Source organism: Acidaminobacter sp. JC074 (genome assembly GCF_022496765.1).
Lineage (GTDB): Bacteria > Bacillota > Clostridia > Peptostreptococcales > Acidaminobacteraceae > JABXKX01.
In genome coordinates this window covers 69,407-96,072 of the sequence record NZ_VANV01000002.1, presented here as the reverse complement: position 1 = coordinate 96,072, position 26,666 = coordinate 69,407, and the positions used below count along the sequence as shown (strand labels likewise).

General features: G+C 35.0%; 22 protein-coding genes. 5 read left to right on the top strand and 17 right to left on the bottom strand.

The annotated features are described in order from the left end of the window. Nucleotides 1–26: 26 nt before the first annotated feature. The 9 genes from EZV73_RS02335 to EZV73_RS02295 form a co-directional block, all read right to left on the bottom strand. Nucleotides 27–848 (bottom strand): Cof-type HAD-IIB family hydrolase, encoded by an 822-nt coding sequence (locus tag EZV73_RS02335; protein ID WP_240837937.1) that lies wholly within the window; start codon nt 846–848, stop codon nt 27–29. Nucleotides 849–963: 115 nt separating this feature from the next. Further along, nucleotides 964–3,264, bottom strand: coding sequence for an Ig-like domain-containing protein (locus EZV73_RS28835; protein ID WP_240837935.1), 2,301 nt, complete (start codon nt 3,262–3,264; stop codon nt 964–966). 15 nt (nt 3,265–3,279) lie between these two features. After that, entirely contained in the window at nt 3,280–4,668 is a 1,389-nt protein-coding gene (locus EZV73_RS02325) for a VWA domain-containing protein (RefSeq protein ID WP_240837933.1), read from the bottom strand. A 9-nt stretch (nt 4,669–4,677) separates the two neighbouring features. Continuing rightward, entirely contained in the window at nt 4,678–5,178 is a 501-nt protein-coding gene (locus EZV73_RS02320; protein WP_240837931.1) for a hypothetical protein, read from the bottom strand. A gap of 10 nt (nt 5,179–5,188) precedes the next feature. Further along, nucleotides 5,189–5,563 (bottom strand): prepilin-type N-terminal cleavage/methylation domain-containing protein, encoded by a 375-nt coding sequence (locus EZV73_RS02315; RefSeq protein WP_240837929.1) that lies wholly within the window; start codon nt 5,561–5,563, stop codon nt 5,189–5,191. A gap of 136 nt (nt 5,564–5,699) precedes the next feature. After that, the gene (locus EZV73_RS02310; RefSeq protein WP_240837927.1) at nt 5,700–7,328 is read right to left on the bottom strand and encodes a sensor histidine kinase; all 1,629 of its coding nucleotides are present in this window, start codon (nt 7,326–7,328) and stop codon (nt 5,700–5,702) included. Between the two features lie 18 nt (nt 7,329–7,346). After that, nucleotides 7,347–8,915, bottom strand: coding sequence for an ABC transporter substrate-binding protein (locus EZV73_RS02305; protein WP_240837925.1), 1,569 nt, complete (start codon nt 8,913–8,915; stop codon nt 7,347–7,349). A gap of 129 nt (nt 8,916–9,044) precedes the next feature. Further along, on the bottom strand, nt 9,045–10,289 hold the full coding sequence (locus EZV73_RS02300; protein WP_240837923.1) for a pyridoxal phosphate-dependent aminotransferase: 1,245 nt from the start codon (nt 10,287–10,289) through the stop codon (nt 9,045–9,047). Nucleotides 10,290–10,558: 269 nt separating this feature from the next. Beyond that, on the bottom strand, nt 10,559–11,443 hold the full coding sequence (locus EZV73_RS02295) for a type II CAAX endopeptidase family protein (protein ID WP_240837921.1): 885 nt from the start codon (nt 11,441–11,443) through the stop codon (nt 10,559–10,561). Nucleotides 11,444–11,609: 166 nt separating this feature from the next. Between EZV73_RS02295 and EZV73_RS02290 the strand changes: the two genes are divergently transcribed. After that, the gene (locus EZV73_RS02290; protein ID WP_240837918.1) at nt 11,610–12,497 is read left to right on the top strand and encodes an AraC family transcriptional regulator; all 888 of its coding nucleotides are present in this window, start codon (nt 11,610–11,612) and stop codon (nt 12,495–12,497) included. A gap of 66 nt (nt 12,498–12,563) precedes the next feature. Beyond that, the gene (locus EZV73_RS02285; RefSeq protein ID WP_240837916.1) at nt 12,564–12,776 is read left to right on the top strand and encodes a hypothetical protein; all 213 of its coding nucleotides are present in this window, start codon (nt 12,564–12,566) and stop codon (nt 12,774–12,776) included. Here the strand turns inward: EZV73_RS02285 and EZV73_RS02280 are convergent. Both EZV73_RS02280 and EZV73_RS02275 read right to left on the bottom strand, forming a co-directional pair. Next, nucleotides 12,768–13,529, bottom strand: a complete 762-nt coding sequence (locus EZV73_RS02280; RefSeq protein ID WP_240837914.1) for an acyl-CoA dehydratase activase — start codon at nt 13,527–13,529, stop codon at nt 12,768–12,770. The two genes, EZV73_RS02285 and EZV73_RS02280, sit on opposite strands and share 9 nt — an antisense overlap. After that, nucleotides 13,529–14,680 carry a double-cubane-cluster-containing anaerobic reductase gene (locus EZV73_RS02275; RefSeq protein WP_305037105.1) on the bottom strand — a complete coding sequence of 384 codons (1,152 nt, stop codon included), beginning with the start codon at nt 14,678–14,680 and terminating at the stop codon, nt 13,529–13,531. Before EZV73_RS02275 ends, EZV73_RS02280 begins: the two co-directional genes overlap by 1 nt. Nucleotides 14,681–15,019: 339 nt before the next feature. Here EZV73_RS02275 and EZV73_RS02270 point away from each other — a divergent pair, with 339 nt between their 5' ends. Next, nucleotides 15,020–16,231, top strand: coding sequence for an OFA family MFS transporter (locus EZV73_RS02270; RefSeq protein ID WP_240837911.1), 1,212 nt, complete (start codon nt 15,020–15,022; stop codon nt 16,229–16,231). 36 nt (nt 16,232–16,267) lie between these two features. On the opposite strand, the gene EZV73_RS02265 is transcribed toward EZV73_RS02270, so the two are convergent. The 4 genes from EZV73_RS02265 to EZV73_RS02250 all read right to left on the bottom strand — a co-directional run bounded on the left by EZV73_RS02265 (nt 16,268) and on the right by EZV73_RS02250 (nt 20,842). Continuing rightward, nucleotides 16,268–16,882 (bottom strand): hypothetical protein, encoded by a 615-nt coding sequence (locus EZV73_RS02265; protein ID WP_240837909.1) that lies wholly within the window; start codon nt 16,880–16,882, stop codon nt 16,268–16,270. A gap of 91 nt (nt 16,883–16,973) precedes the next feature. Beyond that, nucleotides 16,974–18,254 carry an extracellular solute-binding protein gene (locus EZV73_RS02260; protein ID WP_240837907.1) on the bottom strand — a complete coding sequence of 427 codons (1,281 nt, stop codon included), beginning with the start codon at nt 18,252–18,254 and terminating at the stop codon, nt 16,974–16,976. Nucleotides 18,255–18,280: 26 nt separating this feature from the next. Continuing rightward, nucleotides 18,281–19,831, bottom strand: coding sequence for a BCCT family transporter (locus EZV73_RS02255; RefSeq protein ID WP_240837905.1), 1,551 nt, complete (start codon nt 19,829–19,831; stop codon nt 18,281–18,283). 45 nt (nt 19,832–19,876) lie between these two features. After that, nucleotides 19,877–20,842: a sugar phosphate isomerase/epimerase gene (locus tag EZV73_RS02250; RefSeq protein WP_240837903.1), complete on the bottom strand. Its 966-nt coding sequence runs from the start codon at nt 20,840–20,842 to the stop codon at nt 19,877–19,879. A 307-nt stretch (nt 20,843–21,149) separates the two neighbouring features. Between EZV73_RS02250 and EZV73_RS02245 the strand changes: the two genes are divergently transcribed. Both EZV73_RS02245 and EZV73_RS02240 read left to right on the top strand, forming a co-directional pair. Continuing rightward, entirely contained in the window at nt 21,150–22,904 is a 1,755-nt protein-coding gene (locus EZV73_RS02245) for a histidine kinase (protein WP_240837901.1), read from the top strand. Beyond that, on the top strand, nt 22,897–24,462 hold the full coding sequence (locus EZV73_RS02240; protein WP_240837899.1) for a response regulator: 1,566 nt from the start codon (nt 22,897–22,899) through the stop codon (nt 24,460–24,462). Before EZV73_RS02245 ends, EZV73_RS02240 begins: the two co-directional genes overlap by 8 nt. A 94-nt stretch (nt 24,463–24,556) precedes the next feature. Here EZV73_RS02240 and EZV73_RS02235 read toward each other — a convergent pair whose 3' ends face one another. Further along, complete coding sequence (locus EZV73_RS02235; protein WP_240837897.1) at nt 24,557–25,828, bottom strand: nitrate/nitrite transporter; 1,272 nt, start codon at nt 25,826–25,828, stop codon at nt 24,557–24,559. A gap of 212 nt (nt 25,829–26,040) precedes the next feature. Next, nucleotides 26,041–26,664, bottom strand: a complete 624-nt coding sequence (gene dhaL, locus EZV73_RS28830) for a dihydroxyacetone kinase subunit DhaL (RefSeq protein WP_255812666.1) — start codon at nt 26,662–26,664, stop codon at nt 26,041–26,043. Nucleotides 26,665–26,666 lie beyond the last annotated feature (2 nt).

The window sequence follows — 26,666 nt, the reverse complement described above, 5'->3', positions numbered from 1 at the left end:
AAAATCGAGAATGAAAATTCTCGATTTTATAAGTTAAATTCGTCTTTTAGAAGTTCTGAAATCCCTTGATGGTTATTTGACAGTGTTACCTTATCTGATATTTTCTTGATGGCTTCAGGAGCATTTTCCATGGCAACACCAAGGCCAACTTTTTTTAGCATGTCCCTATCATTTTCACTATCTCCAAAGGCTATGACACGGTCCATATCAATACCCAAATGATCTGCAAGTACCTTCGTACCTGTGCCTTTTGTTATACCACTGGCTGTGATTTCGAAGACATTGTAGTTGGTAACAGCCAGCTCAAAATCTTCTGATGAATCCATTAATTTTTTCAGTTTCTTAGAGACCGTCTTCCACTTCGGAAAGCAAATAACCTTATGGACCTTGCAAACATCTCTAGAAATGATCATCTTCAAGTCTTCCATCTCAGGCACATATTTCAGACAGTTGTCATCTTGGCCTCTCTTATAAAAGAGTTTATGAAAAATATAATGAAACCAATTACTGATATAAATATGTTTATGCGTCACAAAAACAGGTTTGATTTTAAGTTTTTCAAAGGCTTGAAAGAGGTTTAACTTTTGACTCAAGGTCATGCTTGTATCAAGAATCAACTCATCATTGTTACCTATAACAGCGCCATTTGAAGCCATATAGAAAGTGTCCTCTCCGATTAAGTCTGCATGATGTTTGGCATCAAAAGCAGCCCTACCTGTTGCTATAGATACTGAAACACCTCTTTCTTGAAGTTGTCTCAAAACTCTTAGAGATTCTTCATCAATTTCTTTTTTGGAGTTTAATAATGTGCCGTCCAAATCTAAACATATTAGTCTATAATCACTCATTTTCAACCTTCCTATCTTAACTTCACTATAGCACATAAAAAGTTAATTGAGTATGATTCTTAACAAATTAATATTATTTCAAACCAAAACTGAATCTAATTAGATTCAGTTTCAACTAGTTAACATCAATCAAAACAGTTTCGAAGGAACCATTACCATCTAGGTCTACCCTTACATCACCATAAAATCTTGCTCTTAAATCACCAGTTGTTAATGTTAAAGTAGCACCATTCCAACTAAATCCAATATCATTACTTGTTCCACTTTCTAAACCTGCAGTTATGATGTTCTTTTGTGTAGTGGTTGGTTCAACTGAAAACACCAAATTTCGTGATTGCCAAAAGTAGAATGTATATGGGCTTGCACCACTTAGTGGCGTGACAGTTGGAAGATTATCAATTACAAATACACGCTTACTATCTGTATAAGGCGAACCAGTGTCTGGATTATTTTCATCCGTTTTCACTTGAATTGTCGTACTACCAATGGCTTCACCACCAATCAAACCATTATCCATGGATACAACATTACTATCCTCAGTCGACCAATAAACAAGTTGATTGTCTGCATCTATAGGTTGAACGGATGCAGTCAATTGCCTACTCTCACCTAGGACAATATAGATATCATCTTCAAGTACATTAATATTAACACCTTTAACCTCAGTTGGTCGTACAACTATTAAACATGTATCTTCAAAATCACCTGAAACACTTGTGATAGTGACCGTTTCCTCACCACCTTTTTTGGCAATAACTGTACCATTTTCAGTTACATCGATGATTTCAGAATCTGTCGGTTTCCAAGTTACAGTTTGATTTTCAGCATTTGAAGGAATAATGTTGTAATTTAACGCATATGACTCACCCTTATCTAAGGTTACACTCTCTTCTACAATATCCACACCAGTTACTTGTACAACTTCTAATATTTCAAGTGTTAGTGTTGTTGTCTTTTCAGCATTATCTACCGCTGTTGCAGTTGAATACTTAGTGCCATGTTGGCTTGTATTTATTGTAGCCGGCACCCAAGTAACTTCTACTTCTTCATCTCTACCACTCGTCATTCTAGCTAATATAGTAGATGGCAAGCCATATTGATCACCTTGATTGATGACGATATTAAGTGGATGCAGATAATCAATTGTTGCATTCGGTGGAATAGGATGATATTTATCTTCAAGGTAGACCAAGACCTCATCTACATCGCTTTGATCTAGTACTGCATCATAAACAATAAGTTCAGCTACATCTATATCATCAAGACTACTAGATAGTGTAATGTCAGAAAATAAAGTGATATAGTCTGGTAAATCATCTCCAGTATATATTCTAAACTCTTCTTCCGAGCTTTCTTTTGATATTAAGAAAATAGTGCTATCTAGAGGATCAACTGTATAATTCACACTCATAGAGTCACCCGTTTCAAAGTATAGGTAATTCACATAAGTATCATAAATCTGCTCATTTGAAACAAGTTCACCTACAAAAAAGTTTTTTATCAACTCTGGCTGTGCATTAGAACTTCCTTGCACACCATCATTGTTTTCATCAGACATATCATGCCATCTCTTTACTCTATCTTGCCCACCAACTTCATTGATTGCGCTTGAATCTTCTTCAAAAATCATCGAAGCGTCTAAATGTACTGCCAAGTCACTTATATGAGGAAGCCCTGATACAAAGATATGATTACTATGAGATATCGGACCTAACTTCCCTGATTTTGCAGCAGACGTTACAGTACACACTATATGTTTACCTGCATAAGAAGATTTCAAGTAGGACAAAGAACTCGATGTATTACCTGGTATAATTGTATAATCATTTGGGAAAATTGGATAATACCTACCTTCATCTGTTTCTACAGGTTCTGCATACATAGGCATATGATAACCATCTCTCGATATATACCACCTATATATATAAGTCAAATGGGCACCATGACTAGACGTTAGTCTTGCATCTGAATCCACATAAACATTTGATGTATCAACATATACATGGTCAAGAGAACCTGAATGATCCCTAAACTCTATATCAACTTCAGTCGTGTCCGTAAGGTATAAAGGCATATTTTTCTTGGCAACTGTAGTAAAAAACGACTGTTCATCTCTAATCCCAGTTAGACTAACTGTTCTTGGATAATAAGTAACTGTTACAGGATGACTGTCACCAAACAAGACGATGGTCTCACCCACAGGCTCTGTTCCCTCTGTAATGGCTTCATTCATCAGATCAATTTCTTGTTCAATAAGTTGTTGTGTTTGAAAAACATCGTCTGTATAATTTTGAGATCTTTTCAACATGGAATAAGAAGAAGCGAATCCAGAAAATATGGCCATAACAATAATAGATAATAAAGCTAAAGAAAATATGATTTCAATTAATGATAAACCTCTTTTGTCTTTAATCACAGTTCTCATCTCCCTTTATAATTCAGGTCCTTTCAAATACCATAAATCATTCACTATATCTGATCTGATTTCATTAAAAACTTCTTGGAGTTCATCAGAGTCACCTGCTACATATTGGCGATTCTCTGCATTACAGGCAAGTGCAATGTCTCGAAGACTGTTTAGATCTCCGTTTTTAGATGAAAAACCGATCACATAAACTTTTGCAAAGTCGTCTTTGGCTAAATACTGAGTGCCAATTAGATCCACATATTCAGTACCTTCATCAAGTAGATCCCATCCTTGTGACCATAAGACTTGACTACTTTCTAGATCTCCTTCAGCAACATTACCATCACTTATAATAAAATCTACATCACTTGCATCTGGATCATATACACTGGCTGCAGTTGTAACACCATCCACTAATACAATCACATAGTTCTTTGGTGTCACATAATAGCCTACGGTATCATTATGTTCATCCAACATATAATAGGCCCTTCTTAAACCATCACCCGTGTTCGTTGAACCATTTGCCACCATTGCATCTATGTAGGATTTTAAGGCCGCTGAGTTCGTATTGACATTCTGAAATGCCCTTGGGTCATTTGCCTCTCCTGAGAAAGGTACAAGTGATATGTCAATATTCTCTTCTGATGAAAATGCATCAATTAATGCTTTTGCCTCAGTTTTGAGAATATTGATACGCTTTTCATCTTCACGGTTGGTTCTTTCACCATATATATCTCGTGTCATACTTGTAGACTTGTCTAAAACCATGGCCACATGACCAACGAAATTTTGAGATCTTTCTGTATTCTTAAAGGCGATTGCAACCGATGGGTCATAAGGTGGAGAACTCAAGTCAATAACCTGTAAAGAGTTAAGCGCTTCTACTTCTGTTATAAACTCATCTATAGGTTCTAACAAACCATAGTCATCGTCATCACTCATTGGATATGTTTTGATTGTAAACTCTAATAGAGAAGAATCACTGTCCTCATCTCTTTTGTTAAATTGAAGTTTATAGTTAACATTTGGTATGGCATCTAATAAGACAGTCGAAGTGTGACCAATACCTTCTTCATAAGTATACTTGACAATTTCACTGCCCTTAACACCAGGAGACATTTCCTTCTCCTGAACGCCTATATAGTGCCATCCATCATCTAAATTATCTTTATGAAAACTTGATTTAGGAATCGTAAATACAGCTGTTGCATATCTTATGACATCACTCGTCTGTTGCATGGTTGATCTGATTTCATGTTGGAACTCATACTCATCAACTGACCGGTTAATGGTAGATCGTCCAAATATCATCATCGAAAAACCTAGCATGATTATAACACTAGTGAGTGCCAGTACAATTAATATTTCTATCAAGGAAAATCCTTGATTGTTAAGGAGCTTATTTTTCATGTCATCCCCCTATAAGTTGTTTTGTACAAGTGGATTGTCCACTAGAAATTGCAATCTAGCAGTTTTAGTCACACCTGTATCTGCTACAGTTGCTGTAGATACAATCTCAACCCACCTTCTACCATCTTGTTCAAATGCAAAGACCCTGATTGTCACACTTCCATCAACACTGCTCTGAATTGTACCTGATGAGCCATCTGCTGTAAACATAATTGTATCTTCAAGTTCTTCTCTGGTATCTATACTGCCTGTTTTATAGAGATTGTTAGATAAGGTGTTGTCTTCATCATGATCTGGTGAGACCGTTAGTGCAGCAAATGTAAGTTCTAATCCTGACACTGCCAAATAATGTGCTCTAATCGTATCTTCTTGTGAAATCGCTTGTGACATATTGACATCAACTAGGTTGAGCATGCCAACTACAATTGTCGTGACCACAACAAAGGTAATAATAACAAAGATATAGGTAAAACCGGATTGATTTTTCAACTTCTGATAGATTTTCCTCATAATATCACCATCACTCTCTTGAAATTACAAAAGGTTCTTCACCTTCAAGCGTTACAGTACATACACCATTTATCGGCCCTGATAACACAATTTCTGTATAATAATCTGATGTTAAATTCTGTTGGTCCGCTGGCCATAGATTATTAGCCGCAAGAATGGTTTTCCAATCATCCGATTCAAGTTCCTCTTCTAATCTTTGATTGATTCTATGAGCCACCATGGCATTAACCGCCATTAATGCTAAGTTCTCATCTTTTAATTTTTCGTTTCTTTCTTTATAGGCATCATAACTAGGTATGGCAATGCCTATGATGATAGACATGATTGCTAGGACAATAATTAGTTCGATTAATGTCACACCGCTATATTTCTTCAATCTAGACATAAATGACCTCCTAAGTAAACACACTTATTCTTTTACTACCCCGCTCACAATGAGATACGCATTTTGTGTTATAATGATTATCAATACTAAGACTTGTCTTGGCTCTAACGAAAAAAGACCGTCGTAAAGACAGCCTTTAATGGTATAAACTTTCATCAATATCTGGATGATGAAATGGCACAGTTAAAATAAAGGTTGTGCCAACACCTAACTTAGATTGACACACGATATTACCTTTAAGAATATTTATTGCAATATTGTAGGTGATATTGAGCCCAAGACCAGTACCGCCTTCACCACGTTTTGTTGTAAAGAATGGGTTAAAAATCTTCTTGATATATGCTTCTTCAATACCTCGACCATTGTCATGAAAACGGATTATCAAATCATCATCATGCTTTTCTACATTCACCCTAATAATTCCTGAGTCATCCTCATCAAAGCCATGAAGTAAACTATTCATAATTAGATTAGTAAAAATTTGAGCATAGGCTCCCGGATAAGAAACCACAGTAATATCTTCTGGACACTCGTTCACAATGTCAATTTTTCTATGTTTAAACTTCGAATGTAAGTTTCTTATCGTTTCATTAAGATAGTCATGAAAATTAAATATCCTGATAGAATGACTTGCCTGGTCAACAGCAACTTGTTTAAAGCTTGTAATCAACTCTCCCGCTCTTAATAGATTTCTAACGATACTAGCTGATGATTCTTCTAATCTCCCTAGGGATTCCAGAAACTCTTTTTTTGATAAGGTGTTTTCATTTACTTTATCAGTTAGACGGTTCACTTCTCTTTCAATAAATGAACTCACTGTTAAACTCACACCTATCGGTGTATTGATTTCATGAGCAACACCTGCTACAAGTTCTCCTAAGAGGGCCATTTTACCTGACTCCACGAGGAGTTCTTGGACTTCTTGAAGCTCAGTAAGAGTATTGGATAAGTTCTTATTGCTGGCTAAGAGTTCTTCTTCTGTTGCTCTGATAACTTCAAGAGATTCTATAAGTTCTGCATTTTTTAAATTTAATTCCTCTGTTCTTTCTTCTACCTTATGCTCTAAATCTTCATTTAAACTTTGAATGGCCCTTCTGGCATCTATAATCTTATAGCTCATGATATTAAAGCTTCTTGAAAGATCACCGATCTCATCATCGCTTCTAATATCCATTTGTGGCACATCATCTTCACTTTCAGCAACAGACTCCAAAGCAGATTTTAGGCTCGTAAGGGGCTTTGTAACCTTGGTAATGGTGACGAACAGAGTCATGATTAAGAAGGCGATCAAAAGAACCATCTCTAAAAGATGAATCTGATAAGATCTTGTAATTTGCTGTTCGATGAAATATCTTGTCATGGTTAACTCTACAGATCCTATCACTTGACCATTATGCTCTATTTCTTTCGTCTTTTTTGTCAAAAGGTCACTTTCATGCTGGAAGCCATATGTTTTTCTGTCAAATAAGATACCTAGTGAAACATCTTTAACAACAATCTGACTGACAGCATCATTTTTAAAGAAAGAATCACATATGCTGATGAGGGTTTGTTCGTTTAAGTTCCAAAGAGGTTCCTCTAGTGATGAAGCTGCCACATCTATCATAGATTCTAAGTCTGTTTCAAACTCAGCATTGTGATAATATGAGTTGATGCGTTGAATGATGACATTCATTATGAGCATGATAAATAGCACTGTTAAGATAGCGCCCAGTGCTAACTTCTTCCATATTTTGTTGAGCTTTAATAAAGAAGATTTTTTCATCATTTCATCCATTTCATTCTATTTAAATTCATTAAACTCCAAGTAAGGTAGTCCATATTTTTTCGCAAGTTTTTCTACAGTGCCATCATGGTGCATACTTCTTACAGCCATTTCATACTTGTCCAATAGCGGCTGTAAGTTTTTAGCCTTTGAAAAGACATTGTAAGAGTAATCATAATGAACAGGTGGCATCAAGGCTTCTACACTATCTTGTAAGCCCATTTCCATAGAAATATTTTTACCTGTCGACTCTATATCAACTATTAAATCTACTCGTCCATTCTTTAAGTTTTCCATATTTTTTTCAGGTGTATCTGCAATTATAAAATTAAAAGTCTCATCGTCTTTATAAGGCTCTAGCAGGCCTATATAATAATCTCTGATATAACCAATTTTGTAAGGCTTCAAGTCTTCTACACGACCTGAATAATCTATTTCCATGGATGACTTTTTAAAGAGAACTGTCGGATAAGCAGCATATGGCAACTTAGGATAATAACCATATTCACTGCGTTCTTCTTTAAAGTACAAGTCTGTTGCTATATCCAAGCTACCTTTTTCAAGTTCTTGAAGCATTCTTGCAAATGGAATATCTACAAACTCATAGTTTACACCGATTCTATCTAGGGCTTCTGCAGTGTACTCCACTCCAAAGCCAATGAGTTGATCATTTTCATAATAAGCATAAGGCTTTGTTTCGCCAAGTATACCAATCCGAAGTGTTTCTAACTGATCAAAGAAATCTCTTTCATTCTCTAAGTCTACAAAAACATCATTGTAGTATGTCATATCATAGGCTACGTATATTTCAGATATTCTGCCGTCAGACTTCATATCTTTCAGTTCCTTGTTCACGCTGATGATAAAGTCATCCATTTCGGTGCTTTTTCTAAAGATGGGATAATTGAAGTCACTTGTTAAAGTTGGTTGAAGATACATCAAGTTATCTTCGATATTTCTTACGCTTAAGTACTCTTTCACAACAGCGTAATCTTCAACTATCAAATCAACTCTTCCCTGTAAAAGCTTGTCTATGTTTTCATCTGCTGTTATGGCAATGTCCACTTTTACTAGATTGTCATCAATCGCCTGCATGAAATCACTGGTATAGAAGTAGTCTTGTACAACACCAATGGTATAACCACTTAAATCAGAGAACTCTCCATAATATTCGATACCACTTTCTTGTAAAGAAATGAACTCTATTTGACTAAAACCAATGGCTTCACTTGAGTAGACCAAGAAGTCTTCTCTCTCAACATTGTAAAAGAAAGGAAAAGCTAAATCGACTTGACCGGCCTTCACAGAACTTACAAGCCTCGACCACGGCAAGCCCATGACTTCATACTCATATCCTAAAGACTCCAAGCATGAAGTAATTATATCAACATAGGGTCCAGATACCTGGTCATCTTTGCCATTTATATATGGACTGTATTCATTAAGTACACCAACCCTGATGACCAAATCGTCTCTTTCTTCAATAACTTCTTGAACCTCAGGTGTACTGACTGGATCATTTGCATCACAGGCCAATACTAGAAACATCATTAAAAAACTTAATATAAGGTATGCAAGTTTCTTCATGTCTATCTCCCTTCTCTCAAGATGATCATATATAGCTAATTCATACCCATTCCTACTTGGATTTAACACCAATCTAGTAGATATGAAGACAAAAAAATAACCCCATGTTTAAACACAGGGTTAGATTCTTTATTTTAATTGATCCATTACTTCTTTAATAACTTTTGGTGCTTTTCTACATTTTTCTTCTGATACTGCACAAACTGCAAATCTTACACCCTTAGCAAGTGGTACCATAAAAATGTTCTTTTCAGTTAAAGCATCACTGATTTCATATGGATTGTCACAAGGTAAAGATACGAAGAAACCATCTCTGTATGGTAACAACTCAAGATCTACCTCTTTAGCTGCCTCAACAAAAGCTTCAGCTCTTCTTCTTAAAATGCCCTTCCACTCATCTTTCTCTGTCGTGTACTGAGCCAGTAGGTCTTTGTTGTTGTAAATCTCAGAAACAACTAACATAGCCCCTCTGTTACCGTTTGACCAGTTTGCTCTACCTGAGTGTAGTGCAGCAATGTTAAACTCATCAGCAATTTCTTCATTTGAAGAAATACCAATGATTGCACCTAGACGAAGACCATACATTGTATAACCTTTAGAAGTTGAGTAAGCTACCATTGTAAAGATGTTGTTTGGTAAGTTAGAGAATTTAGAGAAGAACGCTCTCTTTTCATCTTTTTCACCAGCAAAATCGATGTAAGCTGTATCTACTAATAAAACAATCTTCTTTTCAGGATTTTTAGCTTCTTCTTTAACAAATGCTAAAATCTCATCCCACTCATCATCAGATATTGAATAACCTGTTGGATTTTGAGCAGGTGTATTTAGAATCGCCATAATACGATCTTGTCTGTTTAAAATTTCTTTAAACTTCTCTTTGAAGTCAGCAACATTGAAGTGACCGTCTTCAGTGAAAAGCTTAAATGTTTTGATGTGTCTGCCTGCTTCTTCTGAAATCGTCTTATATGGAGACCAATACCAGTCAGAAGTAAGAATTTCATCACCTAGATCAGTGTAGTTCCACATAGCGATTTTTAAAGCGCCAGAACCACCTGGTGTAGCAACCGCTCTAATGTGAGCATCTGGCTTGTAACCAGCAAATAATGTTTCAACTGATGCTTCTAAGTATTGTGGCATACCAGCAATTGGTGCGTAAGCAGAAATTTTCTCATTAGGCATAGCCTTTAAAGTACCAAATACAGAATCAAATGCAATTAACTTGCCGTTGTCATCCATTAATGCACCTAATGTAGAATTTGTTACATTTTCCTTACCATGCTTTTTAATAGCTTCTTGAGCTTTACCAGCTATAGCAAAAATCGCATCTGCTTTTGCAGGCCATTTAGCATGACTTGCTACCATAGAATTTGTCATAACATCCCCCTTGTATAATAGACCCTAAGGTCTTTAGTAAATTAAATAATACTTCTATAGTCATAATAACGACTTTCTAGGCATTTGAAAACACTTTTTTGCGATTATTATTATTTTTTTACTTTTAAGGGGAAAATCCTACTTTTTTGCAAGAAAACTATCTTTTTGAGTCATATTATTCAGGTCTTATGCAATAAAACATGTATTATAAGATACAATTCGAAATTTCGAAATCAGTCACTCTCAATATTGTCAAATAACCAAACTTTTTATATAAGATTGGCTATTATGACATACAGGAACATGACAGTCTGTGGTGTATAAGTAATAAACTTAGGCTCAGTATTTAACAAGTCCAAATCATCCTTATTTGCTTCTAGCCTTCTTTTGTCATCATAATCATAAAGGCTTATCAACTTTCGATAAACGAAGACTATGATGGTTCCGCCTAGAAGAGCAGCTAAAAACCAAGGTAATAAAGAAGCTAATGTCACGACTTCATTGACTACTGGCTCTGTTGCTTCTACAGGTCCTATGATCATTGTTAGAATGGTGCCAAAACCATTGTTTAGAAAATGTAGAATCATGGCTGGAAAAATAGACCCACTTATTATGGCTGCATAGGCAAATATAACACCTAAGGCAAAGGTGTAAATCAGTTGGTCATAACCGACATGAAAAAGAGAAAACATAAGACCACTTAAGAGCGCTAAGCCATGCATATTAAGGCCTGACTTCTTATCTAATAACAAACCTCTAAACATCATCTCTTCACATATAGCTGGGGTTAGAGCCATGATAAAGAGCTCCTGATGCGGCAAAACTGTAAGTGATTCTGTAAAAGCCATTATGCCATTTGGATTTTCTCCAAAGATAAAAGTTGTTAAACTGCCTAAAAAGCCATTGATAGGAAGAGCAGCTAAGAAGATGACTAACAAATAAGGTATGGTCGTCAACTTAAAGCTCTTAAGTTTAAAACGGTACTTATCAACCTTAAATGCAAATGCAATGATTATGACTGGAAAAAGAATAGTAATATACTGTCCAAAATATATGGTCACACTAGGGGGTAAAGCACCTAATAAGAGTGATGATGATTCTAAGATAAGACTTAAAATCAAGTAGATGATGCCAATTTTAAATATACGATTCATAATGCCTCCTTAAATTCAATTATACTAAGAATAAATTACCAGCCTTAATCCAGGATTTACTCAAGCTTAAGATTTCTTAATCTTTTAAGCTTTTGAAACAAAGACTTTAAAATATTGATAGTCTTTTGTTAAAAAGATATAATAGTTTCACTTATAGGGGGAAATTATGACTTATAATCCAACACTGAAATACATTCAAGATACCATTGATTACATAGAAGATAATATTGATTCACCCATGGATGCAGACACCATTTCCAGTCATGTATCCTTATCTACATCGTATTTAAAGAAAATCTTTAAAGCCATCACCGACATCAGTTTAATTGAGTATGCAAGAGCAAGAAAACTTAATCACTGTCTAAAGCTTCTAAGTGAATCTTCTATGACCATCAGTCAAATCGCATTCCAAAATGGTTATGATTATGAACAGTCATTTTCACGTGCTTTTAAAAAACAGTTTGGCCTGTCTCCTAAATACTACAGAGACCATCCAAAAGAGATTAAAATCACACCGAAGCTAGATTTGTCTTTTATATTCGAGATAAAAGATGCCTTAATTGTTAAACCTGTTTTCAAGCGCTTGCCGGCTTTTAAAATTGGTGGTCTTCGTCATCATGTAACTTTAGAAGATAAGTTTAAATACAAACCATCTAGGCTGGCAAGAGACTTTCATTTTAACCATAAAAAGTCCATTCAAAATCCAGTTAGAAATAATGACTATTACGGTTACACTCTACCGGATCCACTTGATGACATGGCGACGTATTACTACACAGGTTTAAAAATAACTGAGGACAGTATACTGCCTGATAGGTATCAAGCCATTGATATCCCTGAACAGACATACATTGTTTTTAGGTTTATTGGCAACTTTGATCCCATTGATATCACCTGGGAACATTTAAAGACCATATGGGACTACAGAGACAAGTACTTAAGAGACAATCCAGACATAAAAAAATGTGACTATGGGTATTTTGAATACATCGATTCAAGAAAATGTTCAAAGACCTATTGTGAAATGGACATCTACGTACCTCTTAATCTATAAAGATACAAATTGTTATGGTTTTAACAATAATTCATCACTATAATGATAATGAATTAAGGAGGCACCATGAACTTTGACTCTATCATCTTTATAGTCTTACATCTATCAAACAACCTAAAAGCATTTGAATCTGTAGAACCTGTTAAAACAAGCGCTGGTTTTGTTGTTCCCTATGAAATCATTGGTATGATAACAGTTATTCTATTGATACTTCTAGGTGCTTCCTACAAATTACTTTTAGACAAAAAAATTAGAAATATTAAGAGACGATCAAGTTGATCGTCTCTTTACATGTTTATAACCTATAACAGCTGCGCCAATCGCACCAACCAATTGTGCATCTTCATGTGTCACAACTTCTAAATGAAGTGCCTCTTCAAGTGCTTTTCTTACATGTTCAACTCTTGCCAGACCACCCGAGAAGAATACCCTTCCACCTAAAGGTAGTCTTTTGGCTAAGTTACTTGTCCTGTTACTGATAGAATGAATAACACCCATCGCAATATTAGGACCAGGTACATCTTCAGCTAGTAAACTGACTACTTCACTTTCAGCAAAGACAGTACACATACTTGAAATTTTAATAGTTTCAGCACCTACAACATAATCATCTAGATCACATAAATCTTCATGTAAGATCCGCATAATGACTTCTACAAATCTGCCTGTGCCTGCTGCACACTTATCATTCATAAGAAAGTCTTTTATGTTGTCATCTTCATCTAAAAGGATGACCTTGCTATCTTGGCCCCCGATATCTACAATAACTGAGATATCATTTGATAAGTAAGCAGCACCCTTGCCATGACAAGTAATTTCAGTCACCTGCTTATCAGCGTCTTCTAACAAGGCTCTACCATAACCTGTAGTTACAGTAAAAGCATTTTCCCTATAAAGTTTCTCATGAACTTCCTTAATGGTTCTTCTTGGATTGGGACCTGTCGAAACAAGGACTCTTTCGATGATTTTCTCACCATCGAAAAGAACACCTTTGGTTGTTGAAGAACCTGAATCTATGCCAATAGAGTACATTATAACATCTCAATAAAGGCAGCCATTCTCGTATTTAATTGACCAACATCTGAAGTTGAGTAATCAGTTTCTACTGAAATATAAGCCTTATTTTTATCGTCTTTAACAAAATCCTTTACGTTTTTAGCTTCAATTGCATATGTATGACAAGCTTGTAAAATTACTTCTACAACGCCATCTACCTGGTACTCATTAATGGCTCTGTCTAATAATTCAAATCTCTTTGTATTTGGAGACATACATGAACATCCAATTTTCAAATATTTCTCAGCAAGTGCATCGTAGATATCTTCGTTGTTCTCATCAACTAGATCCTCTACTGCCTTAGCACCCATACAGTTTTCATAGAATACAACTGTTGCACCATTGTCTTCAATGGCTTTAACGATTTTTTCTGTTACACCACCAATAGGGCAACCTGTAATTAAAATTCTAGGTTTAGCTTCTAGTTTACCTCCGGCTTCATATTCAGACTTTACTTTAGCAGTAAGTTCTGTTAACTCTTTAATGGTATCTTCTTTCTCAAACTTAAAAGTCGTACCATAAAGAACCTTTAACAAATCTAAACCAGAGATTGCAGGTGGATTTAACTTACCTAATGAATAGAAATCTTTAAGCGCTTGTCTTTCTCTGTTCTTAAGAACAATGGCTTCTTTAACTTGGTCATCTGTAATTATTTTATCAAACTGCTTTTCTAACGTTTCTTTTAATAAAATAATCTCGTCTTTCCACATATCTCTTGAGTATTTTTGTACAGGATTATGTGGTAATTGCATAACATGAACTGGTTTAAACTCACCCATCATTTCAAACATTTTTCTCTTACCATCACAAGTTGTTTCGCCCACAACTAGATCAGAAAAGTAGAAATACGGACATTTGTCAGTCTTACCAAAGCCATAACTCGACTTAATAAGTGGACAAAGGTTTCTCGGTAATTCTTTTTCAGCTTCCTCAACAGTCTCATCACTTGTTGCACATAAAGAGACTGTAGCAGCCCCGATTGCTAATGGAATCTCTTGCGGCATAAATGTACAAAATGTACCAATCATCGGTCTGTCTTGTTCTTTAAACTTTTTTGCAGTTATAAAGCCATTTCTTCTTGCTTCTGAAAACTCTTCGAAAATTTCTGGTAACTCTTTTTTTATCATAGATACTTCCTCCCTCATATGCTCTAATTATCCATTAGGCTAGGGTCTTTTTCCAATTGAAATTATGAAACCTTAAACTAGTGAGTATAAAAAATATAAATGATTACTATACAAGTATAAATAGAATACTTATCTAGCATTTAAAAATACATACATAAAATACATATAAGGAAAATCCAGTTTTTTCTTTTTTAAAACGACATCAAACCAAGTGTATAACTGCATACCGATATATTTACACTTTTATAGTAGAAATTGATTGACTAAAACGTTTTCACACCGTATTCTAGTAGATGCATTTATTATTATTTTGAGGCTAAAAAAGTTATGGAGGCAAAAATGAATAAAAACACACGAGGCTGGATTGTTGTTCTAGCAGGTACAGGTATCAACCTGGCATTCGGCGTCTTGTATGCCTGGAGTATTTTCGCAGGTCAATTACAGGACTCATTAGGATGGACTAAGGCACAATCAGCATTACCTTATACAGTTGCCATCATCATGTTCGCATTGATGATGATTCCTGCAGGCCGTCTTCAAGACAAGTTCGGACCAAGAATCGTTGCAACAGTTGGTGGATTACTTATTGGTATAGGCTGTATCTTAGCAGGTTCATTAAGATCTTTACCGGGACTTGTATTCTCATTTGGTATCTTAGCTGGATCAGGTATCGGTTTAGGTTATGCATCAACGACACCACCTGCAGTTAAATGGTTTGCACCTGAGAAAAAAGGTTTGATTACAGGTATTGTTGTAGGTGGATTTGGTTTGGCATCACTTTACATTGTACCACTGAGCAAGTATCTTCTTTCAAATTATGATGTTTTTACATCATTTAGATTATTAGGATTTTTGTTCTTGATCATCACAATTCCACTGGCACAACTGGTTAAAAACCCAGATACACCTGCTGTATCTAATAGCCCTAAGGCACAGGCTAAAAAAGTATACGATTTAAACTTTAAAGAAATGTTAAAGACAAAAGAGTTTTACATGTTATGGTTTATGTTCTTTGCTGGTGCAACTGGTGGCTTAATGACAATCGGTGGTCTTAAGTCAATTGTAAAAGTTTCACTTGGCGAATCAGCAGCCTTTCAATTGGTTGCCTTTGCAGCTATTGCAAACGCACTTGGTAGACCAATGGCAGGCAGTATTTCTGGTAAGCTGGGTCGTGGAAAGACAATGACTTTACTTTATATTTTACAAGCGGCATCACTCTTTATGTTCCATAGTTTAAATGGTTACCTAGCAGTGTTTGCAGCAGCATGTATGATTTACTTCTCTTACGGTGCTATGTTATCTGTATTCCCATCAGCATGTGGCGATAACTATGGTACTAAAAATCTTGGACTTAACTATGGTATTATGTTCTCTGCATGGGGTGTTGGTGGTACAGTAGGACCAATGATCGGTGGTAAAATCGCTGATATTACAGGTTCTTATGCAATCGCATTTAACTCTGCAGCAGTCATTCTTATTATTGCAGCTGTAGTAGGTTTTGTTTATAAACCATATGTTCATGAAGAAAAGTCCATTTCTAAAGCAGCATAATTCAATACCACAAATGGTGGCATTTTAAAAGATCTCCTAGGAGATCTTTTTGATTTCATGCATTTTATATTCATCAGAAAACTTGTAGATATAATCGCCAGACAGACCTTTCATAAAACCGTTTGTAAATGCTTGTCTGAACTGATAATAAAGAGATACATCGACACCCTGACCTTGCCAGTTATCAGTATGAACACAAGTATCTGTTTGCCACTGAACTCTGTTTTCATCTTGCTCAATCACCTTGTTGACACGATCACAAGGCATACCATCTAATAAAACAGTGTTTAAATGATTAAAGGCCTCTATAGCAGATTCAGCCTTGAAAAAGCCACCTGTTTCTAAACCAACTTCATAGTAGGCTTCTTTTACCTTCTCAAGTAAACCTGTATCAGCATTCATAAGTGCAAATACCAAAGAAGCTTGTCTCTTTTCAGCTGTGTTTATAACATTTTGAAGCCAGCCATGAATGTTGTTATGGTCAATGATATTTTCAAGAGGTGCTAAAGGTACATAGTCACCAAATCTATCTACTAAGATCTTATGCCCTTCACTTCTATCCGTTTTTTCTACCATCAATCTTTCGATATTTTCAAATAATACGATTTTCTTATACAAACCATAATGTATCGGCGCTAATTGTTTACTCATACTCTCTCCATTTCTCTTTTTTATTTATTATACCACAATAGTAGAGTATGATATGTAACAAAAGTTACAAAAAACTATGAAACATGATTTCTCACTTTTTATTTGCCTCATCTAAAGCCTTCTGAGCTTTTTCCTTAGCCTCTTTTAAAACATTTTCAGCAGATATATTCTGATTAATCAGCCTTGTAGCTGCTTCTACAATTGCTTCATTTATTTTACCACCTGTTGGATCGTAATAAGGCTTACTAGTATGAGACAACTGCTCCTTAAAGATATTTAGCCTTTCATCTTCAGTAACAGCTCTCTGATAGGTTTCAGTGTCATAAGCAGCTTCATTGCCCGGTAAATAACCAGACTTAGCTATCCATTTAGCATTAACTTCTGAGCTCATTAAGTATTTTATCCACTCCCCCGCTGCTTGTCGTTCGTCATCATCTATTGATTTAGGAATGACCAGCCCTATAGCATATGTTACTGGTGACGAATCGTGTTTCTGCCATGACAAGTGAAGTTTAGTTGAAATCTCATTCTTGTCATAAATATCTTTGTCGCTTACAGAGCTTATATTGCCAATTGCACGCCCAGATTTCACATCATTTAGTACTTCATAATAATCATCCCACCCAAGATTTTTTTCATAATATTTGATAACTTTATCTTCATGTATCCATATTCTAAACTGTTCCCATACTTCAATCCACTTAGGATCATCAATTAAAACATTTTCTAAATTCTCATCTATAAACTTGCCACCATTAGACATAACAGCATTAATAAGCGTTGTTTCTTCATTAATCAAACCAAAGAACATAGCATTGCCCTTGGACTGTTCTTCTATTAAAATTTTCATGATATCCTGGTATGATTCTACAGGTTCATTAACAAGATATTTATCTACAAAATCATCACGTAAATAAGTCACCCAGACTGTTGCATACATGGGAAAACTGTATATGTTATCATTCTGGATAAATACATCTAGAAACTGGTCAGGTACGGATTCTATCTTGATTGCATCACTTCCGCTGGTTAAATGATTAAGTGCTTGTAAGCCTTCAAGTTCTATCAAAGATACCACGCCTCTTTGCTCCAACAAGGCAACAGATGGTTCCGAGTTAGTTGCAATAGCAATTTTTAAAGCTTGTAATGTATCTGAATAATTACCTTGTCTGTGCCCTTTAACAACAATTGAATCTTGTGAGTTGTTGAAATCATATATCAGTTCTTCTACATAGTCTCCTAAGTTGCCTTCAAGTCCATACCAAAAGCTTACCTCCACCTTTTCCTCAATAGTCACTTCCTCATAGTTATTACATGCAGATAACAATATAATACTCAATAAAAAAAGAACTTTAAACTTCCACCCCTTCAAAGAAACCACCTTTCACTCTAAATATATTATAGCACTTCTTCTTTTGACTTGACTAGGACTACCATTTCTTGGTTTATTGCGGTATGTGTCTTGACTTCTTTTACAAAGGAAAATGCTGTCAGTAGACCAATAATCATAACAGGCATGGCGGTCACAATGGACGAAGTCTGCAATATGGATAAGTCGCTCCCCATTAAGATAAAACCAATTGGAATAACCGACAGGGTAAATGCACAAAGGACTCTTAACCATCTAATAGGTTCTTCATCTTGTTTAATGTCCTTTTGAACTGTTGCAGCAATTACATAAGAAGCCGAGTCAAAAGTGGTTGCCATAAAAATGATTGAAACAAGTGTTACAATACTGACTATTAATTCTGCAAATGGCATTGTAGAAAAAATTTCGATAATGGTTTTTGCCCCACCTTGAAGATCCAGACTTGAGATGACATCTAAAACACCTGTTAAATGAATGTTTAGACCATAATTGCCTAAAATAATAAAGAAGACAGCACAACCTAAAGAACCAAATACGATGGCACCCAGTAACATGTTTTTAATGGTTCTACCTTTTGAAATTTTAGCTATAAACAAGCTCATAAAAGGTGCATAAGCTATCCACCATGCCCAGTAAAAAACAGTCCAGTCTTGTGGAAAACCGGATTTCCCAACCGGATCTAACCATGTCATCATAATTGGAAATCTATCTACAAGAAGCCCTAATGACGTTGAAGCCATATTCAATGTAAAGATTTTATCACTGACCAAGAAAACAAAAATAAGTAGAGCAATTGCAAGAAGCATGTTGATATCACTTAAAACTTTTATACCCTTTTTTAAGCCTGAATAGGCGCTGAACATAAAAAGTGATGTTATAAGAAATAATACCATTAATTGCATAGACCTGGTCACTTCAAGGTTAAACACTTTAGCTATGCCTTCTGTTGCTAAGGGTGTACCTAAGCCTAAGCTAGTACCAGCTCCACCTAACAAACCAATAATGAATAGAATATCTATACTTTTACCTATGACCCCATTTGTTTTTTCTCCTAATATTGGTCTACAAGCTTCACTCATTCTTAAAATAGATACTTTTTTTACATGAAACATATAGGCAATGACACTTGCTGATACTAGATATATTGCCCAAGCTGTAGGTCCCCAATGAAATATACCATAAGTTGCAGCTAACTCAGCAGCTTGAAAAGAGCCTTCTGCAAGACCATAGGGGAGTGCCTTATAATAATAGGCCCATTCGATAGTTCCCCAATATATGATACTGGCTCCAATACCCGCACAAAAGAGCATGGCAGCCCATGAGAAATTACTAAATTCCACCTTATCGCTTGAATCACCTAATTTTATTTTTCCATACTTACTAAAGGCTATCCATAAGACAAATATAAGTGCAAATACACCATACCATGTGAATAAGAAACCGGATTGATAGAGTAAATTATCTTTTAAGTAATATACAAAGGCCTTACTTTCTTCTGGTCTAAAGATAATTTGTAGACTTAAAAAAGTTAACAGTGACAAAGAAGGTATGATAATCCATTTATCAATACGTTTTAACATTAGTCCTCCTTAATAATGAAGGGATAACTAAGTTATCCCTAAAAATTACTTTTCATTTCTAAATTTAATGACCATGTCATTCAATTGCTGGCCCTTGATTTTAGCGTCAACCAAGTTATTAATTTCTTCATCATAATCTTTGCCGCCAACACCTACTTCTAATGTTATTGGCAGCTTATATGGAGAACCAGCAACGATTTCCATTAAGTCTTCCCAGTTGATCAAACCTGAAAAAGGAACCATATGACTATCATGCTTGAGTATTTGAACATCATCATCTCTTAGATCAATAGGGATACCATGTGTATCCTGTAAATGTAAGGCGATGATTCTATCTTGATATCTTCTTGCAAATGCTAGATAATCATCATGACTTGTGATAGAACCATGTCCAGAGTCAAAACAAAATCCCATAAAATCAAAATCATATCTTTCAAACAATCTGTCAAACTGTTCTACTTGATCTTCATAAGGTGTACAGATTACATTTTCAACTGCAATTTTTATACCTTTATCTTTACAATAAACTTCCAACTCATCAAAAGATTTAAGTGTTTGTGCCCAGTACTTTTCTTTAAACTCTTCTGAAGCTCTTAATTCTTCCCATGGCATCTGCATATGTAGGATGATTTCCTCAGCGCCAATAACCTTGGCCAAATCTACCCTATTTTTGATTAGCTCAACACCTGCTAGACGCGTATATTCATTTAGAGATGTATAGTCTTTTCTGTTCTCAACATTTCTATAACGATTCACAAAAGTAAATTTCCCATCTACAATTCTTGCCCTTGTACCACCTTCAGTAGCATGGATACCCTTGAGCTGGAACTTATGTTTATCAAGCATTTCCTTAATCTGCACCATTTCAATGTCACAATACATATACTCACTTTGCCAGTCGTGGACCCATTGTACATGACTAAAACCAGCTTTTGCAATGTTGTCTAGTTGCTCTTCAATTGCAGGAATACTTGATATATCATTTTTATAATCTGTATTTATAGCTACCATAATTATCTCCTTTATTTGATTTACTCAAATGGTTTACTCAAATACTAAGATTCATTAACGTCGTAACAAGGCATGTATACTTGCGGCAAACGATTTCCCGCAATCTAAACGTCAATTATATTAATACATGAGTAACCAATTGATTACACATTTAGTCTAACAAGCATTTGAAAGAGATAAAATAATCAATATTGACATTATTAACTCATGATTGACTCAATATTCAGATTTTATCGCCTTCCAATTGTCTTTTCATTTACACCTTTTTCTTTCTATGATATTATGAGAACAATTTTATGGAGGCTATATGGCAAAAAAGAGAACTAAACAAAAGAAAATACAACAGAAAATAACTTTTAACTTTACACTTATTATGTTTTTAACACTTCTTATTATCTTGATTGTTATCAACAATATGACAACAACAGCCCTCTTAAAACAACTCTCAATCAATGCTCGAAAAGATCTTGAAATACAATCTGAACGAATAGATTCAAAGATAAGTGATCTGTATTCAATCAGATACAATATCATTAGCGACCCTACCCTTCAGACGCTTATGGCGAACACCATAACGACAAAGGAAAAGAATCAAATTGATTCTATCTTAAGTGAGTATGTTAAAAACTATCCCATGGTCAATGGTATTTTTATTTTTGATGTCAAAGGTCATGTTATCAATCCCAACTATCGTTTACCTCCATATGACCAAATTATCAGCAACTATGATGACTTACATGACTTCATTGGCAGTGGTCAAAGTTTCAAGTTTTCAAAACCCACACTTTTTCCATTAAATCCTGAAATTCATATAACGGACAGTAAAGATAATATTTCGTTTTTTATGAAATATATCAATACCGATACTTTAAGACAAAATGGTTATTTATTAATCTCATTTAAGAAAAACTGGTTATTTGAAGATTTTGATATATCCAACATAAGTAGCTTCGACGCTCTGGCCATTCTAGACGAAAACAATCATATGATTGCCTTTAACAAATCAAAGACTTCTTCTGCTACTTTAAATAAAATTATCGAAAACCAAGAAAAAAGTCCTTATTTAAAAATAGGACACCATTTCAAGTATGAAGATAGTTTAGATGAATATACAAATTGGAGGATCGTCGGCTTGGTTTTACATGATTTCATTCTTGATGAAACCAATGACATCAGTTTAAACATTTTAATAATTGGCTTTATAAGTTTGATCTTTACTTTTACAGTAAACGCCTTATTATCAAAACAAATAACATCGCCAATATATAAGGTTATGGACTCATTTAAAGTGTTTGAAAATAATGAATGGCCAGAGCCTATAGAACATACTTCTACAGATGAGACTCAGAAGCTGACTGACAGTGTTAACAACTTATTTGTACATATTCAGAAGCTCATGAATGAAAACCAAAAAGAACATGAAGAGAATGTTGCTTTAGAACTCAGTCTATTACAAGCTCAGATAAATCCACATTTTATTCACAACACCATGAATGCACTAGAATGCATAGCACTTGAAAATAAAAATCACGAAATTGCATCAACCATTCAGTCTATGAACTACTTGTTTAGACTCAGTATGACGCCAAAGAACAATAACTATACAGTAAAAAAAGAGTTTGAATGTATCGATCATTTCATAAAAATCATGTCATTTAGATATAAAAATAAGTTCGAGTTTGAATCTACATTGGATCCTGATTTATCTGGTCTACAACTGCCAAAGTTCCTCTTACAACCATTGGTTGAAAACGCAATTTTCCATGGTGTACTCGCCAGCCAACAGCAAGGCGGCATCATTTCTCTAGCTGGAGAAAGTTATGTAGACAGAATGAGATTTACCATCATAGATAATGGCATCGGATTCGATGTCAGTAAGATAGAAAACGAGGATGATCAAGTCGTTCACCACAGGGGCTATGGTCATATCGGACTCAGTAATATAAGAACAAGACTTCAACTATATTACAAGGATGATTTTATTTTTGACATCACAAGTAGACCTAATAAGGGTACCATTGTATATATAGACATTCCAAAGAAAGGATATGAAAATGTTTGATATTGTTATCATTGATGATGAAGCATTAGCCATAAGAAAATTGGAGATTCTTCTTGATCAAATAGACCTTGATATAAATTCAATTTCTCATGCAGAAAATGGGCTTGATGGTTATCATCTAATTAAGACCATCAAACCCAACTTGATTTTTACTGACATACAGATGCCCCTCATGGATGGCTTAGAAATGATTAGAAAGCTTCGAGCAGATGGCATCGATACCCCAATCATTATTCTTTCTTGTCATGAAAACTTTTCTTATGCTAAAGAAGCTATTCGTTTAAACACTTACGATTACTTAGTCAAAGATCTTTTAGATATCAACAAGTTAGAAAATCTTTTCAGTCGTCTTCTAGCAGAAGAATCCAAAGTTTTATTTAACAGAAAAAAACTCAATCAGAATCTTTCAACAGGTCTGCATCAGCTCTTAGACACCATACATGAACCTTCTTTAGAACTCTTGAAACAGCACTTTGCAAATGAGTCACCAGCAGAAAGATATGTCTTATTTCAATTAAAGCTCAACTTCTTAAGTGCTTTTATTACGAATCCCCTTGATTATAAGGCACTCAAGAAGTTAGAAGAAAATTTACGAGGTGTTTTAGCATCCCAAATGATCCTAAATATACACAATAGAAACATCGTCATCCTCACTAAAGTTTCTTCAGGACCAAGTCGATTAAAGTTTATTACGCAGTGTCAATCCATTTCAGCCCTAATAGTCAAAGTTACAAAAGAAGTGGTTGATCTGTACATGATTACTATAAGCCAACCATTTACGAAATTAGACCAAATAAAAACACAGTATCAGCATGTTAAAAACGTGAGTAAAAATCTACTTCCTTCTAAGATTAACCCTATTTTCTTTGCTGATGATACTAAATACTCAACTGATCTTACTTACGAAATTATTGACAATAATTTAAAAAGACTGTCAAGCTATATAGAGGACTTGGATCTTGTGAGCATACAACAAGTCATTTACAGACTCTTTGACACAAATGAAAATGGCTTTATACAGCTAAGTTATCTCAACTATTTGCATATATGCCTGTTTTCATGCTTAAAATCGATTTTGAACAACAATCAATTAAGTACTAAAAAAGTGTTTGGACGTGATTATTTGTCTTTAGATGAAATTGAATCACTCTCTCATATAAAAGACATTGAAGCTTGGTACATTGACAAATTTGAAACAATTGTTGCCTACTTGGCTAAACAAAAGGACAATAACTATTCACCTAAAATCAAACAGGCAATTTCTTTGATTGAAACCAATCCAACCATATCATTGCAGCAGTTATCTACAGCTCTAGATATGAACAAATCATATCTATGTAGACTCTTTAAAAAAGAAGTTGAAATCAATCTGACTGAATATACACTCAAGTATAGGATAGAAAGAGCCAAGGAATTACTTATTAACACACAATACAAGATCTCCGATGTTTCACGAGAACTGGGCTACGTTTATCCTCATCAGTTTAGTAAAGACTTCAAAAAAGTCACTCAAATTATGCCAACCGAATACCGAAAATTACATCATAAAAGTTACTAACATAAAATGAGCAAGCCAGTGAAGCTTGCTCATTTTTATATTTATTTTTAGATTCAGTTTGTTAATGTCGTGATACTATCAATTAATTGTATGATTAACCTACCTTAAGTTCAGCTTCCTTTTGACCCTTCATTTTCTTTTGTTGTCTAATGATCAGTGTCGTGAAAACAAAACCTATTGCCAGTAAGGCAAACTGTAACATGTGGACATTGGTATAACCACTGGCATTCCAAGAACCATCTGCGTTTGTAATAAAACCTGCTACCCATGTGTGAATAAATGTATCTGCTGAGTATGCAAGAATTGAAATTACACCTGTTGCAGTTCCTAAAATATGGTTTGGAATTGATGCTTCAGCCATTTGACCGAAGTAGATAGATCTAACACCAAGCTGTAAAAATGCAACCATTAATACTATTGTAATCGCCATTAAAACCAAAGACTTGTTTAGAGGTGTAAACATTAAAACAGCAATCAATACAGCCTCAATAACAGCAACAATTCTTATAAGTTTGGCATTGGATTTCATTTTTACACCGATTGTAGCCAAAATTGGACCAGCAACTAAACCTAAGCCGTTTGCTCTAAATACAGCTACAAACGAAGCCTGTGCATCAGACATACCAAAACCTTCTGAAAGCAGCTGGTTAAAAGAGTTTGTTGTCGCAAGACATGCATAGAATGCGAATACAACAATACCTACATACCAAACACCAGGCGTCTTGATGACTTCTGCTAAATGAGCCAACTTAAACTTACTTTCTTCATCATCAGAATTTCCAATATTATTTGGTAAGATGAAGTAGAATACAACAGCACCAACTAAATGTATAGCAGCAATAATATATACTAATAATGAAATGTTACTAGGTGTGTTACCAACAATTGCAGTTGCTACTAAACCAATTACGATGTTACCAAGTGCTACGACAGTATAACCATATGCAAATGACTTACCTTGATCTTTGTCAGAACCTGCTTTAGCAAGAGCTACAAGCCAAGACGACCAGAATGTAAATATAGTTGTGATTGCTAGTAAAATCATAATGATTTTCAGTTGAGCAATTGAGCTAGTTGTCGCATACCATACTAACAGAGCTGTAGTAGATAACATTGAAAATACGATTCCTTTTTTCGCACCTACTATATCTGTAAAGATACCTGCTGGTACATAAGAAATCATTGCGATCAAACCATATAACGATAAGAAACCCGCTATTGTCGGTAGATCGGTTTGAAAATAATCGGCCATTTGATTACCTAATGTATAATACATATACGGTACAAAATAAACCATTGGTTGGAAGAATCCTAATAGGATGACCCTTAGCCAATATACTTTTTTACTCACTTGATTTGTCTCCATTTTCCCCTCCTATACTTACATGCCTTGTAACTAAATTCTACCTTCATATAGGGTTGAAACAAATAATTCATATTGACATAATCTATTTAATATTGACAAATATAAGCTGTTTTGTGACATATCTATCATGCTACACATAAGTATTCACAGGTGTTAGGCATCTTTTTAAACATAATCAAAAAATAAGTTAAGCCTACTTACGTAGGCTCAACTTATCTGTTCATCATTTCTGTAAAAATTACCCCCAGTGCCATGGCACCAGCATCAGGATGTTCTAAACTTCGTTCACCAACATAAGATGCTCGACCTTTTGAGGCAACCATAGTCTTGGTCTTTTCAGCGCCAAGTCTAGCAGCTTTTGCGCCTTCTGTAAATGCTTCTCGAACACTTAAAGTCTCATCAGCAGATTTAACAGCTTCGGCAGTTGGAATTAATGCATCTAAAAGCGTCTTATCACCAAGTTGTGCCTTGCCACGCTTTTGGATACCAGCAACAGCAGCATCAAGCATTTCTCCAAGCTCTTTAACTGTTAAAGAATCCTTGTCTTTAGCATATTTACCCATTGCCCTAAATGCAGAACCCCAGATTGGGCCTGATGCACCACCACAATACTCAGTAATGATCATACCAGCATCCTTTAAAAAGCTACCGATCGTTTCCTGACTGAGATCATCCCATTCTTCTTTCAGTTGTTTAAAACCTTTAGAAACTGACATACCGAAGTCACCATCGCCAGCCACAGAATCTAACTCACAAAAGTAAACTTCATTTTCTATGATAATATCTGCCATATTGTTAATAGCCTTCATCATACCTTCTGTTGTTATAACACTCATTA

Excerpts from the sequence above, each read along its gene's own strand:
- EZV73_RS02325 (WP_240837933.1), bottom strand. The coding sequence starts at position 4,668 with ATGAAAAATAAGCTCCTTAACAATCAAGGATTTTCCTTGATAGAAATA.
- EZV73_RS02255 (WP_240837905.1), bottom strand. The coding sequence starts at position 19,831 with ATGTTAAAACGTATTGATAAATGGATTATCATACCTTCTTTGTCACTG.
- EZV73_RS02265 (WP_240837909.1), bottom strand. The coding sequence starts at position 16,882 with ATGAGTAAACAATTAGCGCCGATACATTATGGTTTGTATAAGAAAATC.
- EZV73_RS02245 (WP_240837901.1), top strand. The coding sequence starts at position 21,150 with ATGGCAAAAAAGAGAACTAAACAAAAGAAAATACAACAGAAAATAACT.
- EZV73_RS02270 (WP_240837911.1), top strand. The coding sequence starts at position 15,020 with ATGAATAAAAACACACGAGGCTGGATTGTTGTTCTAGCAGGTACAGGT.
- EZV73_RS02335 (WP_240837937.1), bottom strand. The coding sequence starts at position 848 with ATGAGTGATTATAGACTAATATGTTTAGATTTGGACGGCACATTATTA.
- EZV73_RS02300 (WP_240837923.1), bottom strand. The coding sequence starts at position 10,289 with ATGACAAATTCTATGGTAGCAAGTCATGCTAAATGGCCTGCAAAAGCA.
- EZV73_RS02235 (WP_240837897.1), bottom strand. The coding sequence starts at position 25,828 with ATGGAGACAAATCAAGTGAGTAAAAAAGTATATTGGCTAAGGGTCATC.
- dhaL (WP_255812666.1), bottom strand. The coding sequence starts at position 26,664 with ATGAGTGTTATAACAACAGAAGGTATGATGAAGGCTATTAACAATATG.
- EZV73_RS02275 (WP_305037105.1), bottom strand. The coding sequence starts at position 14,680 with ATGATAAAAAAAGAGTTACCAGAAATTTTCGAAGAGTTTTCAGAAGCA.
- EZV73_RS02305 (WP_240837925.1), bottom strand. The coding sequence starts at position 8,915 with ATGAAGAAACTTGCATACCTTATATTAAGTTTTTTAATGATGTTTCTA.
- EZV73_RS02285 (WP_240837916.1), top strand. The coding sequence starts at position 12,564 with ATGAACTTTGACTCTATCATCTTTATAGTCTTACATCTATCAAACAAC.
- EZV73_RS02290 (WP_240837918.1), top strand. The coding sequence starts at position 11,610 with ATGACTTATAATCCAACACTGAAATACATTCAAGATACCATTGATTAC.
- EZV73_RS02320 (WP_240837931.1), bottom strand. The coding sequence starts at position 5,178 with ATGAGGAAAATCTATCAGAAGTTGAAAAATCAATCCGGTTTTACCTAT.
- EZV73_RS02295 (WP_240837921.1), bottom strand. The coding sequence starts at position 11,443 with ATGAATCGTATATTTAAAATTGGCATCATCTACTTGATTTTAAGTCTT.
- EZV73_RS02240 (WP_240837899.1), top strand. The coding sequence starts at position 22,897 with ATGTTTGATATTGTTATCATTGATGATGAAGCATTAGCCATAAGAAAA.
- EZV73_RS02315 (WP_240837929.1), bottom strand. The coding sequence starts at position 5,563 with ATGTCTAGATTGAAGAAATATAGCGGTGTGACATTAATCGAACTAATT.
- EZV73_RS02310 (WP_240837927.1), bottom strand. The coding sequence starts at position 7,328 with ATGAAAAAATCTTCTTTATTAAAGCTCAACAAAATATGGAAGAAGTTA.
- EZV73_RS02250 (WP_240837903.1), bottom strand. The coding sequence starts at position 20,842 with ATGGTAGCTATAAATACAGATTATAAAAATGATATATCAAGTATTCCT.
- EZV73_RS02280 (WP_240837914.1), bottom strand. The coding sequence starts at position 13,529 with ATGTACTCTATTGGCATAGATTCAGGTTCTTCAACAACCAAAGGTGTT.